Annotated in this window: 12 protein-coding genes; 11 read left to right on the forward strand and 1 reads right to left on the reverse strand. The window is 45.9% G+C overall.

What is annotated here, in order from left to right; all coding sequences use genetic code 11:
- Window positions 1-237: 237 nt before the first annotated feature.
- From RDP42_RS01395 to RDP42_RS01445, 11 genes are all read left to right on the forward strand, one after another.
- Window positions 238-1,689, forward strand: coding sequence for a Na+/H+ antiporter NhaC family protein (locus RDP42_RS01395; RefSeq protein WP_308762217.1), 1,452 nt, complete (start codon window positions 238-240; stop codon window positions 1,687-1,689).
- A 22-nt stretch (window positions 1,690-1,711) separates the two neighbouring features.
- Window positions 1,712-3,106, forward strand: a complete 1,395-nt coding sequence (locus RDP42_RS01400; RefSeq protein ID WP_308762218.1) for a C1 family peptidase — start codon at window positions 1,712-1,714, stop codon at window positions 3,104-3,106.
- A gap of 151 nt (window positions 3,107-3,257) precedes the next feature.
- Window positions 3,258-5,996, forward strand: coding sequence for a SusC/RagA family TonB-linked outer membrane protein (locus tag RDP42_RS01405; protein WP_374046894.1), 2,739 nt, complete (start codon window positions 3,258-3,260; stop codon window positions 5,994-5,996).
- A 10-nt stretch (window positions 5,997-6,006) separates the two neighbouring features.
- The gene (locus tag RDP42_RS01410; RefSeq protein ID WP_308762219.1) at window positions 6,007-7,638 is read left to right on the forward strand and encodes a RagB/SusD family nutrient uptake outer membrane protein; all 1,632 of its coding nucleotides are present in this window, start codon (window positions 6,007-6,009) and stop codon (window positions 7,636-7,638) included.
- Between the two features lie 171 nt (window positions 7,639-7,809).
- On the forward strand, window positions 7,810-9,162 hold the full coding sequence (locus RDP42_RS01415; protein WP_308762220.1) for a Na(+)-translocating NADH-quinone reductase subunit A: 1,353 nt from the start codon (window positions 7,810-7,812) through the stop codon (window positions 9,160-9,162).
- 25 nt (window positions 9,163-9,187) lie between these two features.
- On the forward strand, window positions 9,188-10,351 hold the full coding sequence (locus RDP42_RS01420; RefSeq protein WP_308762221.1) for an NADH:ubiquinone reductase (Na(+)-transporting) subunit B: 1,164 nt from the start codon (window positions 9,188-9,190) through the stop codon (window positions 10,349-10,351).
- Window positions 10,352-10,365: 14 nt separating this feature from the next.
- Entirely contained in the window at window positions 10,366-11,046 is a 681-nt protein-coding gene (locus RDP42_RS01425; protein WP_294596037.1) for a Na(+)-translocating NADH-quinone reductase subunit C, read from the forward strand.
- Window positions 11,047-11,064: 18 nt separating this feature from the next.
- Window positions 11,065-11,703 carry an NADH:ubiquinone reductase (Na(+)-transporting) subunit D gene (locus RDP42_RS01430; RefSeq protein ID WP_022231824.1) on the forward strand — a complete coding sequence of 213 codons (639 nt, stop codon included), beginning with the start codon at window positions 11,065-11,067 and terminating at the stop codon, window positions 11,701-11,703.
- 76 nt (window positions 11,704-11,779) lie between these two features.
- Window positions 11,780-12,403 (forward strand): NADH:ubiquinone reductase (Na(+)-transporting) subunit E, encoded by a 624-nt coding sequence (gene nqrE / locus RDP42_RS01435; RefSeq protein WP_022231823.1) that lies wholly within the window; start codon window positions 11,780-11,782, stop codon window positions 12,401-12,403.
- 18 nt (window positions 12,404-12,421) lie between these two features.
- Window positions 12,422-13,690 (forward strand): NADH:ubiquinone reductase (Na(+)-transporting) subunit F, encoded by a 1,269-nt coding sequence (gene nqrF / locus RDP42_RS01440; protein ID WP_303912055.1) that lies wholly within the window; start codon window positions 12,422-12,424, stop codon window positions 13,688-13,690.
- A gap of 546 nt (window positions 13,691-14,236) precedes the next feature.
- A complete protein-coding gene (locus tag RDP42_RS01445) occupies window positions 14,237-14,605 on the forward strand; it encodes a hypothetical protein (RefSeq protein WP_308762222.1) in 369 nt (122 codons plus the stop codon).
- A 305-nt stretch (window positions 14,606-14,910) separates the two neighbouring features.
- Here RDP42_RS01445 and RDP42_RS01450 read toward each other — a convergent pair whose 3' ends face one another.
- Window positions 14,911-16,266, reverse strand: coding sequence for a sodium:alanine symporter family protein (locus RDP42_RS01450; RefSeq protein WP_308762223.1), 1,356 nt, complete (start codon window positions 16,264-16,266; stop codon window positions 14,911-14,913).
- Window positions 16,267-16,324 lie beyond the last annotated feature (58 nt).

A 16,324-nucleotide genomic window follows, 5' to 3' on the forward strand; every position in this document is an offset into this window, starting at 1 on the left:
AGACAAAAGTACAAATAACTGACGAAGAAAAGACGCTGCTGCAAGGGGATTAGCAGTTTTTAAGGTTTGGAAGAGAATCATTGCGATGGGGCTTTTTAATATGGTTTTCTATTTTTATGCATTTTATTTTCGTTAGATGCAAATAAAAGTAGAATTTATGCGGATATTTGAAAAAATATTCGGAAATTTGTGCCGTTTTTAGAAGATAAGAATAGATTTTGACTAAGATTGACAGAAATGACACAGAAACTGAAAATTCCTTCTCCACTGGTCTCGTTGTTGCCGGTGCTGGTCCTGGTAGTGCTACTTTTCTTTACGATTCGCCTGCTGGGAGCTGATGCATTGGGCGGAGGCAGCCAGGTTTGTTTGTTGCTGACTACGGCCTTGTGTGCGGTCATCGGGATGGGTTGGTATGGAGTGAGCTGGAAAGACATTGAACATGCTATCGTGAACAACATTACAGGAGTCAGTACGGCATTGATTATCTTGCTGATTATCGGTGCGCTTTCAGCTGCCTGGATGTTGGGAGGTGTGGTGCCCACACTGATATACTATGGGGTACAGATTATTCATCCGAAGTTCTTCCTAGTATCTTGCTGTGCGATTTGTGCGGTGGTATCGGTCATGACGGGTAGTTCGTGGACGACCATTGCCACTATCGGCATTGCCTTGATGGGTATCGGGAAGGCACAGGGGTTTGACGAAGGTTGGATTGCCGGAGCCATTGTGTCGGGAGCCTATTTCGGTGATAAGGTGTCTCCGCTGTCGGATACGACCATTTTAGCCTCTTCCGTCACGGACACACCGTTGTTTACTCATATCCGTTATATGATGTATACTACGGTGCCGTCCATCTTGATTGCACTGGTCATCTTTACCGTGGCTGGATTTTCGCATGAAGTAACGGACAGTTCGCAGATGGCCATGTTCACTCATGGTTTGGCTGAACGCTTTCATATTACGCTTTGGGTGTTGCTGGTTCCGGTGGTGACGGGAATCCTGATTGCCCGGAAAGTTTCGTCCATCATCACGCTGTTCGTGTCGACGGCCTTGGCAGTGGTGTGTATGCTGTTGTTTCAGGCAGATATTTTGCGGGAAGTGGCCGGTGAAGGAATGAGTAATGCTGAAGCATTGTATAAAGGTGTATTGATTACTTTGTCGAGCAGTACTTCCGTACCTGCTTCCAGTCCGGAACTGACGGAACTGATTGCCACCCGGGGAATGGGAGGTATGATGGATACGGTGTGGCTGATTCTCTGTGCCATGTGTCTGGGCGGTGCGATGACAGCTTGCGGTATGCTGGGCAGTATTACGCGTATGTTTGTACACCTGACTCATAAGTTGGCAGGGACAGTGACGGCTACTGTGGCATCTGGTCTGTTTTTAAATCTGGCTACAGCCGACCAGTATATTTCGATTATTCTCACTGGAAATATGTTCAAGGATATTTACAAGAAGAATGGATATGAGTCAAGGCTGTTGAGCCGTACTACGGAAGACGCCGTAACGGTGACCAGTCCGCTGATACCGTGGAACACCTGCGGCATGACGCAGGCCACGATATTGAGTGTGCCGACTTTGGTGTACCTGCCATATTGTTTCTTCAACTACGTGAGTCCGCTGATGAGTATTATCGTGGCCTGCATTGGCTATAAGATTGTACGTCCATTAAATAAGAATAAGGAGTAATTTTCATTAAAACCATAAAAACATGAAACAGAAACACATTACATTGGCTGCTTGCCTGCTGGCTTTCGGGCTGACGATGCAGGCACAGAACGGAGGAATCTCTCCGGAAATGCTGAAAAATATTCAGCGCAGTTATCAAAACACGGCTGCCGACAAGGCTTTGCGTAATGCCATGGGCGGTACCAGTATCAAGCAGCTGGCACTGAACCAAGAGAACCAGCAGGCAGTGAATACAGATTTTTCCATCAAGGTGGAATCAAAAGGAATTACAGACCAACAGTCTTCGGGACGTTGCTGGCTGTTTACCGGATTGAACGTGATGCGCGCCAAAGCTATTGCTAAATATGATTTGCCGGGATTGGAATTTTCACAAGTATATTGTTTTTTCTGGGACCAGTTGGAAAAATCTAACCTGTTCCTGCAGGGAGTGATTGAAACGGCTGGAAAGCCGATGAGTGACCAGACGGTAGAGTGGTTGTTCAAGCATCCGCTGAGCGACGGAGGTACCTTTACAGGGGTAGCCGATATCGTTACGAAATACGGACTAGTCCCCAAGGAGGCCATGCCGGAGACTTTCAGCAGTGACCATACTTCATCTATGTCGTCTTTGATCGGGCTGAAATTGAAGGAGTTCGGACTGGAGTTGAGAGATATGTCAGCGAAGGGTGAAAAGATGGCTACTATTGAAAAGCGGAAGGAAGAGATGCTGGGTACGGTGTATCGGATGCTGGTGCTGACTCTTGGGGTACCGCCTACTTCATTCGATTATGTGCGTAAGGACAGCAAAGGAAACGTGGTGGAGACAGAGCATCATACACCGATGTCGTTCATGGAGAAATATGGAGACAAGAACCTGCTGACCAACTATGTGATGGTGATGAACGATCCTTCACGTGAATATTATAAATGTTATGAGATTGCTTACGACCGTCACTGCTACGACGGAAAGAACTGGACATACGTCAACCTGCCGGTGGAGGATATCAAGGAGATGGCGATTGCTTCGCTGAAGGACAGCACCCGGATGTACTTCTCCAGCGATGTGACCCAGATGGACAGTAAACGCGGATTGTTGGACGTACACAATTATGATTTTGGTTCTTTGCTGGGAACTACTTTCGGCATGGATAAAAAACAGCGTATCCAGACTTTCTCAAGTATGTCGGCTCATGCCATGACACTGATGGCCGTGGATTTGGACGAAAATGGAAAGCCGAAGAAATGGATGGTGGAAAACAGCTGGGGACCTTCTGCCGGCTATCAGGGCCATCTGATTATGACTGACGAATGGTTTAACGAGTATATGTTCCGTCTGGTGTTGGAAACGAAGTACGTGCCGAAGAAGGTGCTCGACATTTTCAAGCAGAAGCCGATACAGCTTCCGGCATGGGATCCGATGTTTGCAGAAGAAAAATAATCAGCGGGCGGGGAATAATCAGTCGCAGATTTGTTTTATCATCGAAAATTTCTTTTCTTTGTAAAAGATAAGATAGAGAGGGCGGGAGATGCTTAGCATCTTCACGCCCTTTTTTGACCTTTTAACCTTAAATGAATTTTCTATGAATGAGATGCAGCCGGTTTTCCGTGCTTTTTGTCGCATGTTGTTTTGGGGATGTCTGGGGGGAGTCTCTCTTCAGGTTCAGGCACAGAATGAAAGTGAGTTGCCCCCTGATTCCATTTATACCATCGGTTATGCCCGTGGAAATTTGAAGAATATTTCGGGTTCAGTGGAGCAGATTACAGAAAAACAGATGAATCGGGAACTCATTACCAATCCGCTGGAGGCAATTCAGGGCCGTGTGTCGGGACTTACCATCTTGAAGAGTAACAATGGGATGGCGGCGCTGGAGTCTGTGCGGTTGCGGGGAACTACTTCATTGACCAGTGGGAATGATCCGCTGATTATTGTGGATGGGGTATTGGGCGACTTGACCATGCTGGCTTCGGTGTATCCTACCGACATTGAATCTTTTACTATATTGAAGGATGCATCTGAAACGGCCCAGTACGGTTCGCGTGGGGCATCTGGCGTTATCAATATTGTCACCAAAAAAGGACGGGCTGGTAAGACACGAGTCAATTACAACGGCAGTTTCGGTGTGTCGCATGCCTATCGTAGATTAGACATGCTGTCGGGAGCGGAATATCGTCGTCTGGCTGCGGAGCGCGGCTGGAGCATTCTCGATAAGGGATATGATACGGATTTCCAGAAAGCCATTGAGCAGACGGGCTTGCAGCAGAATCATAATATTGCGTTTTACGGGGGCGGGGATGCTTCTAATTACCGTGTGTCACTGGGTTTTCAGAACCGCGAGGGGGTGATTCAGCATGAGGGAATGAAACTGTTTACTGCCAACATGAATATGTCGCAGAAGATGCTTGATGGGCTGATTGACTGTGAATTAGGACTGTTTGGCTCCATGAAACGTGACCGCACGCTGTTCGACTTGCAGAAAACATTCTATTCGGCGGCGGCATTTAATCCGACGTTCCCGGACTTTTCGGATCCGGTTACGGGGGGATGGGATCAGATTACTACTGCCAGTCAGATAACGAATCCGCTGGCATGGATGGATGTGGACAACCGGGAGGAGACTTCTTATTTCAGTGCCCATGCCCGCCTGACATTTCATCTGCTGAAAGACTTGAAGCTGGTGCTCTTCGGTTCGTACACATACAGTACGACGGAGAATGCGCAGTTTCTTCCCACCACAGTATGGGGTAACGGGCAAGCTTACCGGGGAAGCCGAAAGGGAGAGGCTATGTTGGGCAATGCAATGCTGGCTTATCAGAAGCGGCTGGGAGCCCATTTCCTGGATGTGTTGGCACTGGGAGAAGTGGAAAAAGACCGTTTTCAAGGGTTCTATACTACAACGACCGGTTTCTCATCAAATGAATTAGGGTACCACAGTCTGCAGGCTGGAGCACTCCGGCCTTGGGAGGGGACAGGATCGTATTACGAAGAGCCGCATCTGGTATCTTTCTTGGGGCGTGTGAACTATACGTACAACGACCGTTATGTGTTGACGGCGAATTTACGTACGGATGCTTCTTCCAAGTTTGGACGGAAGCATAAATGGGGTGTATTCCCTTCAGTTTCTGCGGCCTGGAATGTGACACAGGAAAGGTTTATGAGGCGTTTTCGGTGGATTGATAACCTGAAACTAAGGGCCGGCTACGGATTAGCAGGTAATCAGGGAGGAATTGATTCATATACCACCATGGCGCTGGTACGGCCGAACGGAGTGGCTCCGGTGGGCAATTCTCCTGTGGTGACCTATGAAAGCCTGAAAAACCTCAATCCCAACCTGAAATGGGAGGTGAAATCTACTTTCAATGCAGGGGTGGATATGGCTTTTTATGGTAACCGTATTTTGCTGTCGGTGAACTATTATCGCTCTAACACAAGGGATATGCTCTATCAGTACGACGTGAGTGTGCCGCCGTTTGCCTATAACAAACTGTTAGCCAACTTGGGTTCCATGCGGAACAGTGGTACGGAACTTTCCATCGGACTCACTCCTTTGCGGACGAAGGATATGGAATTGAATATCAATGCGAATGTGACCTTCCAACGAAACAAGCTGTTGTCGCTGAGCGGAATGTATGAAGGAGAACATATCAGTGCGGCACAATATACGGCATTGGCTGGCTTGAATGGAGCGGGATTGCACGGGGGGTATAACAATATTGTCTATCAGATTGTGGGACAGCCGTTGGGCGTATTCTATCTGCCACATTGTGAAGGACTCGTATCGGATGGAAATGGAGGATATACTTACCAGATAGCCGACTTGAACGGGGGCGGAGTGAACCTGGAAGATGGAGAAGACCGGTATGTGGCGGGACAGGCTACGCCGAAGACCTTGTTGGGGTCGAACATCAGTTTCCGTTACAAGCGTTTTGATGTGTCATTACAGATAAATGGGGCATTCGGGCACAAAATCTACAACGGAACATCCCTGACGTATATGAACATGAACAGTCTGCCGGACTACAATGTCTTGGCGGAGGCTCCGGCACGGAACATCCGTGACCTGACGGCAACGGATTATTGGCTGGAGAATGGTGATTATGTGAACTTTGATTATCTGACCGTGGGATGGAACATTCCGCTCCGTAAACAGCGTTTCCTGCATGGAGCACGACTGGCGCTAACCGTCAATAACCTGGGTACGATTTCTGGTTATTCGGGGCTGACTCCACTCATCAATTCTACGTTGGTAGACGGTACTTTTGGGGTGGATGACAAGCGAACCTATCCGCTTTCAAGAACCTATATCGTTAGTTTAAGTCTTAATTTTTAATCTGTTCATTATGAAAAGAATATATGGAATTGTTTTTATGGCTTCCTGCCTCGTTTTCGGGGCTTCTTGCAGCGCCTATCTGGAGGAGGAACCAAAGGACCGGATGGATGAAGGAACAGCATATGCTACCTTGTCGGATTTGCAGCGGAACGGGGTACTTTCTCTGTATAATTACGTGGGTGGTTATGCCGACAGTCAAGGGTTGCAAGGAACCGGTCGTGGAGTGTACGATCTGAATACGTTTACCACGGATGAAGCCATGATGCCTACTCGCGGAGGTGACTGGTATGACGGAGGTTTCTGGCAAGGGCTCTATTTGCATCGCTGGGGAGTGAACAATGAGGCAATCTATGCTACCTGGGAGTATCTTTATCGGACGGTGATTTTATGCAACAGTTCGTTGGAACGGATACAGGCTTTTTCGGTGGCACATCCCACAGAAGAGGTGGCTCCTTTACAGGCTGAGGTGAGGGCTTTGAGGGCTATGTTTTATTATTATATCATGGATCTTTTCGGCGAAGTTCCTCTTATTGAAAGCAGTAATCCTAAACCTGAAGAAATTGTTCAGGAAAAGCGTTCTAAGGTATTCTCTTTCATTGTGAAAGAATTGATGGAGTCTGCTCCTTTTTTGAGTGAGGAACGGAGTAATCAGCCGGGTTTGTACTACGGACGGATGACGCGTTCGGTCGTATGGTTTCTGTTGGCCAAACTGGCTTTGAATGCAGAGGTATATGCCGATGATGATTGGACGGACGGAATACGGCCGGACGGAAAATCACTTGTCTTCGAAGTGGACGGTCGTTCGTTGAATGCTTGGCAGACTGTATGCCATTATTGCGATAAAATTACAGCGGCCGGTTATAAACTGGAAGAAGATTATACAGCCAACTTTGCGGTGTTCAATGAATCTTCGAAAGAGAATATTTTTGTAATTCCTATGAGCAAGACGTTATACACCAACCAGTTTATCTATCTGTTCCGTTCACGGCATTATAACCATGCCAAGGCGTATGGTTTGGGAGGTGAAAACGGGGCATCAGCTACGCAGGAAGTGTTGGAAACCTTCGGCTACGGTACGCCACAGGTTGATGCCCGGTTTGATGCTTGTTATTTTGCCGGACCAGTGAAAGACCTGGAAGGGCATCAAATTATGCTGGACGATGAGGTGACTCCACTGGTTTATGAACCTTGGAAAGTAGCACTTGATGTATCAGGCCAGCCTTGGGAAAAAACTGCTGGGGCACGGATGAAGAAATATGAGGTGGACCCGACGGCTCTTAAAGATGGAAAATTGCTGGATAACGACATCGTACTTTTTCGTTATGCAGACGTGTTGCTGATGCAAAGTGAGGCTAAAGTACGCAACGGAGAAAACGGAGATGCGGAACTGAATCAGGTGCGTCGGAGGGTCGGAATGGAAGAGAGAACCGCTACCCTCGACAACTTGTTGAAAGAACGTATGATGGAACTAGCCTGGGAAGGATGGAGGCGTCAGGATATGATTCGTTTCGGCGTTTTTACGCGGGCGTACAGCTGCCGTACTCCGCTTGCTGGCGAGGAAAACGGGTATACCACAGTGTTTCCTATTCCCGAAAAAGTGGTAGATATGAACCCTCAGCTGCGTCAGCACAAGGGTTATTAAGGAAATTTTGCTTTCTCCATGTGACAGAATAGCGTTTTAATCACACTTATTTTGTGCCTGTTCTTCGATATAAGGAAATATTTCTTCAATTCGAGGGGCAAATATTCTTTTTTCCTTTCTTTTTTATTTATTTTTGCACGCAAAATAGAAAACCATTTTTTATAACCTAACATGGCAAATTTAATTAAATTGCGTAAAGGCTTAGACATAAACCTGAAAGGCAAGGCTGCTACAGAAGTAGTGGCTGTAAAAGAGCCGGGATTCTATGCATTGTGTCCCGATGATTTTACAGGCGTGACTCCGAAGGTGGTCGTGAAGGAACAGGAATATGTGATGGCCGGAGGACCCTTGTTTGTTGACAAGAATCATCCTGAAGTGAAATTTGTTTCGCCGGTAAGTGGCGTAGTAACAAGCGTGGAACGTGGGGCAAGACGTAAGGTGATGAGCATTACCGTACAGGCTGCTACGGAACAGGATTTCGAAGAATTCGGCAAGAAGAGCGTAGCTGCGCTCGATGGAGCTGCTGTAAAGGAATTGCTGCAGACTGCTGGTTTGTTTGCGTTTATCCGTCAGCGTCCGTACGATGTAGTGGCTGATCCGACTGTCGCACCTCGTGCCATTTTCGTATCTGCTTTCGATACAAATCCGCTGGCTCCTGATTTTGAATTCGTTCTCGCAGGGGAAGAGGCAAACTTCCAGACAGGATTGGATGCCTTGGCTAAGATTGCCAAGACTTACTTGGGCATCAGTGTAAAACAGAAATCACCGGCTTTGACGCAGGCGAAAAACGTAGAAATCAATGTGTTCGACGGACCTCATCCTGCTGGTAATGTAGGTGTGCAGATTAATCACATCGCTCCAGTAAACAAGGGTGAAACGGTTTGGACTATCGATCCGCAAGCTGTGATTTTCATTGGCCGTCTGTTCAATACGGGTCGGGTAGATCTTACTCGTACAGTAGCTGTAACCGGTTCTGAAGTTTTGAAACCGGCTTATGTAAAACTGAAAGTAGGTGCCCTGCTGACAGGAGTCTTTGAAAACAATGTAACAAAAGACAAGGCTTTGCGCTATATCAGCGGTAATGTACTGACTGGAAAGCAGATTACGGCCAACGGTTATTTAGGAGCTTTCCACAGCCAAGTGACAGTGATTCCGGAAGGAAGCGACGTACACGAAATGCTGGGTTGGATTATGCCGCGTCTGAACGACTTCAGTACCAGTCATTCTTATTTCAGCTGGATGATGGGCAAGAAGAAAGAATATGTATTGGATGCCCGTGTGAAGGGTGGTGAACGTCACATGATCATGTCAAACGAATACGACCATGTACTTCCAATGGACATCTTGCCGGAATACCTGATTAAGGCTATCATTGCAGGCGATATCGACCGTATGGAAGCGCTGGGTATTTATGAGGTGGCTCCGGAAGATTTTGCCTTGTGTGAATTTGTCTGCTCTTCAAAAATGGAATTGCAGCGTATCGTACGTGACGGACTCGATATGCTCCGCCGTGAAATGTGTTAATGCTAACTAAAACTATTATTAATAAATGAACGCGTTAAGAAATTATCTCGATAAGATAAAGCCTAACTTTGAAGAGGGAGGCAAATTTCATGCTTTTCGTTCTGTGTTCGACGGATTTGAAACATTCCTGTTTGTTCCGAACACAACTTCGAAGACAGGTACGCACATCCACGATGCGATTGATAGCAAACGTATCATGTCACTCGTGGTTATCGCATTGATACCGGCACTGTTGTTCGGTATGTACAACGTCGGTTATCAGCATTATGTTCATGCAGGCATCAGCGGTAGCTTTATCGAAATGTTTGCTTACGGTTTCCTGGCTGTTCTGCCGAAAATCATTGTTTCTTATGTAGTAGGTCTGGGAATTGAATTCGTTGTAGCACAGTGGAAGAAGGAAGAAATTCAGGAAGGTTTCCTGGTTTCTGGTATGTTGATTCCGATGATTGTGCCTGTAGACTGTCCGTTGTGGATGCTTGCTGTTGCAACAGCATTCTCTGTAATCTTCGCTAAGGAAGTATTCGGTGGTACAGGTATGAATATCTTTAACCCTGCCTTGATTACTCGTGCATTCTTGTTCTTCGCTTATCCTACCAAAATGTCAGGTGATGCTGTATGGGTATCAGGTGACAGTATCTTCGGTTTGGGCAAGACTGTAGATGGTCTGACTGCTGCAACTCCGCTGGGTGTTGCCAAGGTTGCTGAATGTCCTGCTTTCTCATGGGACATGGTTACTGGTCTGATTCCGGGTTCTATCGGTGAAACCAGTGTAATCGCTATCGCAATCGGTGCCGTTATCTTGTTGTGGAGTGGCGTAGCAAGCTGGAAGACAATGTTGTCTGTATTTGTTGGTGGAGCTGTAATGGGATTGATCTTCAATACAATCGGTCCTGATACCGGCGTGGCTCACATGCCGTGGTACGAACACTTGTGCTTGGGTGGCTTCTGCTTTGGTGCTGTGTTTATGGCAACCGACCCGGTTACTTCTTCACGTACAGAAAACGGTAAGTTTGTATATGGCTTCCTGATTGGTGCCATGGCAATCATTATCCGTGTATTGAATCCGGGTTATCCTGAAGGTATGATGCTGGCTATCCTGCTGATGAATATCTTTGCACCGCTGATTGACTACGTTGTAGTTCAGAACAATATTTCTCGTCGTGCGAAACGTGCTATGTCTAACAAATAAAAACCGAATATACAATGAATACTAATAGTAACTCTTATACTATCATTTATGCTTCGGTAATGGTTGTTATCGTAGCATTCTTGCTGGCTTTCGTCAATTCTTCTCTGCGCGATATTCAGGGAAAGAATGTAGAGCTTGATACAAAGAAGCAGATTCTTTCTTCACTGGGCATCAAAGATGTACAGGATGCGGAAGCTGAATTTGCCAAAGTTGTGAAGTCTGATATGGTTGTTGCCGAAGACGGAACACTTACTCCGTATGAAGGTGCTTTTGTTACTGCATACGAAAAAGAATATAAGGAAAACGGTCGTGCTCACCTGTTCGTTTGCGAAATAGACGGTCAGACTAAATATGTCATACCTGTTTATGGAGCCGGACTTTGGGGAGCTATCTGGGGATATGTTGCACTGAATGAAGATAAGAATACCGTTTATGGAACTTATTTCTCTCATGCATCTGAAACTCCGGGTCTGGGAGCTGAAATCGCTACAGAACACTTCCAGAACGAATTTAAAGATAAGAATGTGTTGGAGAATGGCGCCATCGGTCTGGGTGTTGTAAAGAATGGTAAGGTTGAAAAACCGGAATATCAGGTAGATGGTATTTCAGGTGGTACTATTACTTCTCTTGCTGTAGACAAGATGCTGAAAGACTGTATGGGACAATACACCAAGTTTTTAACTACTAACGAATAATGAGGAGGAGATAATAATATGGGAAGTTTATTTTCAGCTAAAAATAGAGAAGTATTTTCTACTCCGTTGGGTTTGAATAACCCGGTGACCGTACAGGTATTGGGTATCTGTTCTGCACTGGCAGTTACTTCTAAGTTGGAGCCTGCTATCGTAATGGGACTTTCTGTTACCATTATTACTGCTTTCTCCAATGTTGTGATTTCGTTGATCCGTAAGACAATTCCTAACCGTATCCGTATTATCGTACAGCTGGTTGTAGTTGCTGCTCTGGTAACTATCGTAAGTGAATTGTTGAAAGCTTTTGCTTACGATGTAAGTGTACAGTTGTCTGTATACGTTGGTTTGATCATTACCAACTGTATCCTGATGGGACGTCTGGAAGCATTTGCTATGGCTAATGGTCCGTGGGAATCTTGTTTGGATGGTATTGGAAACGGTCTGGGATATGCAAAGATTCTGGTAATGGTTGCATTTATCCGTGAGTTGCTGGGTTCTGGTACATTGCTTGGTTTCAACATCCTGAACTATGATGCAATAAAGAGCGCTGGCTATGTGAACAACGGTTTGATGCTGATGCCTCCTATGGCATTGATCATCGTAGCATGTATTATTTGGTATCAGCGTGCTAAACACAAAGAATTGCAAGATAAAGAATAATAGTTATTCAATGCAGAACTTTTCCCGTCGAAAAGATACTTTTCGTTTCGTGAAGGTTCTCAATTAAAACAAGATTATGGAACATTTTATAAGTTTATTAGTCCGCTCTATCTTTGTGGACAATATGATTTTCGCATTCTTCCTGGGTATGTGTTCATATCTGGCTGTTTCGAAGAATGTGAAGACCGCACTGGGACTGGGTATTGCCGTTACCTTCGTGCTGGTGGTTACACTGCCGGTAAACTACTTGCTCCAGACTAAGGTGCTGGCTGCCGACGGTATTCTGGGTATCGATTTGAGCTTCTTGAGCTTTATCCTCTTTATTGCCGTAATTGCCGCTATCGTACAGCTGGTTGAAATGATCGTAGAACGTTTCAGCCCTTCACTGTATGCTTCACTGGGTATTTTCTTGCCGTTGATCGCTGTAAACTGTGCTATCATGGGTGCTTCATTGTTCATGCAGCAGCGTATTAACCTGACTCCGTCAGACTCTAAGTTCATCGGCGATGTATGGGATTCAATCTCTTATGCATTGGGTTCAGGTCTGGGCTGGTTGCTGGCTATCGTAGGTCTGGCTGCTATCCGTGAAAAAATGGCTTACTCTGACGTACCTGCTCCGTTGAAAGGTCTGGGTATCACATTCATCACTGTAGGTCTGATGGCAATGGCATTTATGTGTTTCTCTGGTTTGAACATCTAATAGGAAAGGAATAAGACAATGGATATGAATTTTATTTTAGCGAGCATTGGAGTATTCCTGGTGACTATTCTGGTGCTGGTAGTCATCCTGCTGGTAGCGAAGAATTTCCTTGTAGCTTCCGGTAATGTGAAATTGACTATCAACGGCGACAAGGAAATGGAAGTAGAATCCGGCTCTACGTTGCTGAATACATTGGCTGTAAACGGTGTGTTCTTGCCTTCAGCTTGTGGTGGTAAGGGTTCTTGCGGACAGTGCAAGTGTCAGGTAATTGAAGGAGGTGGTGAAATCCTGCCTTCTGAAGTGAGCCACTTCAGCCGCAAGCAGCAGAAAGACCATTGGCGTCTGGGCTGCCAGGTGAAAGTGAAAGGTGACCTGTCTATCAAGGTACCTGAATCTGTAATGGGTGTAAAGGAATACGAATGTACCGTTATCTCCAACAAGAACGTGGCTACTTTCATCAAGGAATTCAAGGTGCAGCTGCCTAAGGGTGCCCACATGGACTTCATCCCGGGTTCATACGCACAGATTAAGATTCCTAAATATGAAATGGACTACAACAAGGATATCGATAAAGATCTTATCGGTAAGGAATACTTGCCTGCATGGGAAAAGTTCGGTTTGTTTAATCTGAAGTGTAAAAATGAAGAGGAAACTATCCGTGCATACTCTATGGCCAACTATCCGGCTGAAGGTGATGTATTCATGCTGACAGTACGTATCGCTACTCCGCCGTTCAAACCCGATCGCAGCGGTTTCATGGATGTAATGCCAGGTATCGCTTCTTCATATATCTTTACCCTGAAACCGGGTGACAAGGTGTTGATGAGTGGTCCTTACGGAGATTTCCATCCGATTTTCAACTCAAAGAAGGAAATGATTTGGGTCGGTGGTGGTGCCGGTATGGCTCCGCTGCGTGCACAGATTATGCACATGACTCGTACCTTGAATACAAGAGACCGCGAACTGCACTACTTCTACGGTGCTCGTGCGTTGAACGAAGTATTCTATCTGCAAGACTTCCTGCAGTTGGAAAAAGACTTCTCCAACTTCCACTTCCACTTGGCACTCGACCGTCCGGATCCGGCAGCCGATGCAGCGGGCGTGAAGTATACTCCGGGATTTGTGCATAAAGTAATGTACGAAACTTACTTGAAGAATCATGAAGCACCTGAAGACATCGAATACTACATGTGTGGTCCTGGTCCGATGTCAAAATCAGTTGTCGCAATGTTGGATAGCTTGGGCGTTGATCCGTCTTCTATCATGTACGATAACTTCGGTGGATAATCGCGAAAGACATTATAAGTCTGAGATAAGTGAAAAGCCTCTGCATTGTGCAGGGGCTTTTTTTATTTGTGTCTTTTTTCTTCTTCATGAGGTGGTCATTTTGCGAGGCTCTAAAACGAGTTTATATAAGTCATTGTTGTGATATTTTACTTTTGTTTCCTTTCATTTCGGCTTGCTGTACGGTTTTACGGGTAATCCGTCGGTGCCTGGTATAGAATGTAGCAAAAGGTTGGGCAGTAGGTGCCGTATGGAAGGGAGTTCCCGGTTAATACTTTACAAAGGGAATATAACTTGTCAAATGAGATGCAAGTAGTAATAAATCTGAGTAGAAATGAGGCTTTATATTACAAAAGAGTGAAGAATTTGTTCATTTTGATACTGCTTTCTTGATGTACGTCAATAAATGATAGGGGTTGAGTGATTTTTTCTTTAGTTTGTTTTTATGTTGTTCAGCATGTTCTTATCTTTGCATCGGTAAAAAAAGAAAGCTCGAGCTAAACTGGATTATTAAGGTAACAAAGTTTTTTAGGTAAAAGATTTAAAGGTATGAAAAGATTAGGATTAACATTAGTAGCCGCATTGGCATTCTCAGTTTCTATGTTTGCAGAAGGTGTAAACGAAAATAATAATGCACAGAAGTGGAATGGTTCAATCAACAAGTCTAAACTGACTCAGTATTTGAATCTTTCATCTACTCAGCACGAAAAAGTGGCTGATATCTGCGACTACTTTGAACAGGAAATGACTCGTGCCAATGCTTCAAAGACTGACAACAAAGAAAAAGTTCGTAAGGCAGTCTATGGAAACTTGAAGCTGATGAAACAGACGCTTGACGACAAGCAGTATTCAAATTACGTACGTCTGATGGCCATGACACTGCGCAATAAAGGCATCGACTTGAACGAAGCAAAATAATAAGAAGATATTTTGAACTAATCTGAAGTCCCGGAACTTGCAAAAGTTTGCGGGACTTTTTTTGTATGCAGATTTGTGGTTGTTCAGAATCTGAGAACCTGAGGCCCTTTTGATAGAGAAACACATAAATAGCCGATTACCAATATATTATAGGATGTAGTCAGAGTCTCGGAGAGGGGCCTGAAAAAACGTAAGTGCGTTTGGAATAAAACGCCTTTACGTTTTACTTCAAACGCACTTGCGTTTCAGACAAAACGCACTTACGTTTTAAATCAAACGCAAAGGCGTTTTGGAAGAGTGGATTTTCATTCGTTATGATAGTCATCCAACCGGTCGTTCCAGAGATATTTTCGGGTTTCGCTGACAATGACTCCCGAAAGCAACAGTAGGGAGATAAGGTTCGGAATGGCCATGAGCGCATTAAGTACATCGGCACAGTTCCATACGAGGGACAGGTTCACTACGGAACCGACATATACCATCACAATCCATATCACCCGATAGGTCCGCATGATTTTTCTTCCTCCTAAGTATTCTACGGCTTTCTGTGAATAATAAGTCCAGCCCAAAATGGTACTGAAGGCAAAGGTGATGATGCCGAATGAAAGGATAGGTGTACCGATATATGGAATTTTGGCAAAGGCCATCTTGGTAAGAGCTGCATCGCTTGTGTAATCGATATCCGGATAGGCCAGGATGCTGCTCACCAGTACCAGTCCGGTCAAGGCGCAGATGACCACTGTATCCCAAAAGGTACCCGTGGAAGAAACCAGTGCCTGACGTACCGGGTTGCGCGTCTGGGCGGCTGCAGCCACGATAGGCGCCGATCCCAGTCCCGATTCGTTAGAGAAAAGTCCCCGGGCAATGCCGTAACGGGCTGCCATCATCACCGTGGTACCCACAAAACCGCTTCCTGCCGCGCGGGCCGAAAAAGCCGATTCCAGGATAAGGCGGATGGAAGCGCCCAGGTAGGCATGATTCACCATCAGGATGTAAAGGCAACCTGCCACATAGAGGAACGCCATGAGCGGGACTAGTCCCATACATACTTTGGCGATGCTTTTGACACCGCCGATCACCACGAGGGCAGTCAGGATGCTCATCAGTATTCCCGTCAGGTGGGGAGATACTCCATAGGATTCGTTTAACAGCAAGGAAATTGAATTGGCCTGCACTGTGTTGCCGATGCCGAAAGCCGCCAATGCGGTGAAGATACAGAACAGGATGCCCAGCCATTTCATGCCCAGTCCGCGTTCCAGAGCGTACATGGGTCCGCCAATCATTTCGCCTGATTTGTTCTTTACGCGGAATTTCACAGCGAGCAATCCTTCTGCATATTTTGTCGACATGCCAAGGACACCTGTAAGCCAGCACCAGAACACGGCACCCGGTCCGCCCATCGCTACGGCCGTAGCTACTCCGATAATGTTACCTGTACCAATGGTGGCTGCCAGGGAAGTGGCCAGTGCGCCGAACTGGCTGACATCCCCGCCGGCATCCCGGTCTTTGCTGACGGAGAGCCGTAAGGCCTTGAGAATGTGTAACTGCGGGAAACGTAACCGGACGGTCAGGTAAAGATGAGTACCTAAAAGGAGGATAATCATAGGCCATCCCCACATGAACGAACTAATTTCCTGTACAATCTTTGTAATCTGTTCCATTTTCTGTTTGTCTTGATTTTAATTGCAAAAGTATGAATAATAAATTAAAACAAACAAA

Origin of the sequence: uncultured Bacteroides sp. (genome assembly GCF_902472605.1) — a bacterium.
GTDB lineage: Bacteria > Bacteroidota > Bacteroidia > Bacteroidales > Bacteroidaceae > Phocaeicola.

What these genes read in the sequence shown, in the direction of transcription:
- RDP42_RS01395 (WP_308762217.1), top strand. Translation starts at nt 238, where the DNA reads ATGACACAGAAACTGAAAATTCCTTCTCCACTGGTCTCGTTGTTGCCG.
- RDP42_RS01400 (WP_308762218.1), top strand. Translation starts at nt 1,712, where the DNA reads ATGAAACAGAAACACATTACATTGGCTGCTTGCCTGCTGGCTTTCGGG.
- RDP42_RS01405 (WP_374046894.1), top strand. Translation starts at nt 3,258, where the DNA reads ATGCAGCCGGTTTTCCGTGCTTTTTGTCGCATGTTGTTTTGGGGATGT.
- RDP42_RS01410 (WP_308762219.1), top strand. Translation starts at nt 6,007, where the DNA reads ATGAAAAGAATATATGGAATTGTTTTTATGGCTTCCTGCCTCGTTTTC.
- RDP42_RS01415 (WP_308762220.1), top strand. Translation starts at nt 7,810, where the DNA reads ATGGCAAATTTAATTAAATTGCGTAAAGGCTTAGACATAAACCTGAAA.
- RDP42_RS01420 (WP_308762221.1), top strand. Translation starts at nt 9,188, where the DNA reads ATGAACGCGTTAAGAAATTATCTCGATAAGATAAAGCCTAACTTTGAA.
- RDP42_RS01425 (WP_294596037.1), top strand. Translation starts at nt 10,366, where the DNA reads ATGAATACTAATAGTAACTCTTATACTATCATTTATGCTTCGGTAATG.
- RDP42_RS01430 (WP_022231824.1), top strand. Translation starts at nt 11,065, where the DNA reads ATGGGAAGTTTATTTTCAGCTAAAAATAGAGAAGTATTTTCTACTCCG.
- nqrE (WP_022231823.1), top strand. Translation starts at nt 11,780, where the DNA reads ATGGAACATTTTATAAGTTTATTAGTCCGCTCTATCTTTGTGGACAAT.
- nqrF (WP_303912055.1), top strand. Translation starts at nt 12,422, where the DNA reads ATGGATATGAATTTTATTTTAGCGAGCATTGGAGTATTCCTGGTGACT.
- RDP42_RS01445 (WP_308762222.1), top strand. Translation starts at nt 14,237, where the DNA reads ATGAAAAGATTAGGATTAACATTAGTAGCCGCATTGGCATTCTCAGTT.
- RDP42_RS01450 (WP_308762223.1), bottom strand. Translation starts at nt 16,266, where the DNA reads ATGGAACAGATTACAAAGATTGTACAGGAAATTAGTTCGTTCATGTGG.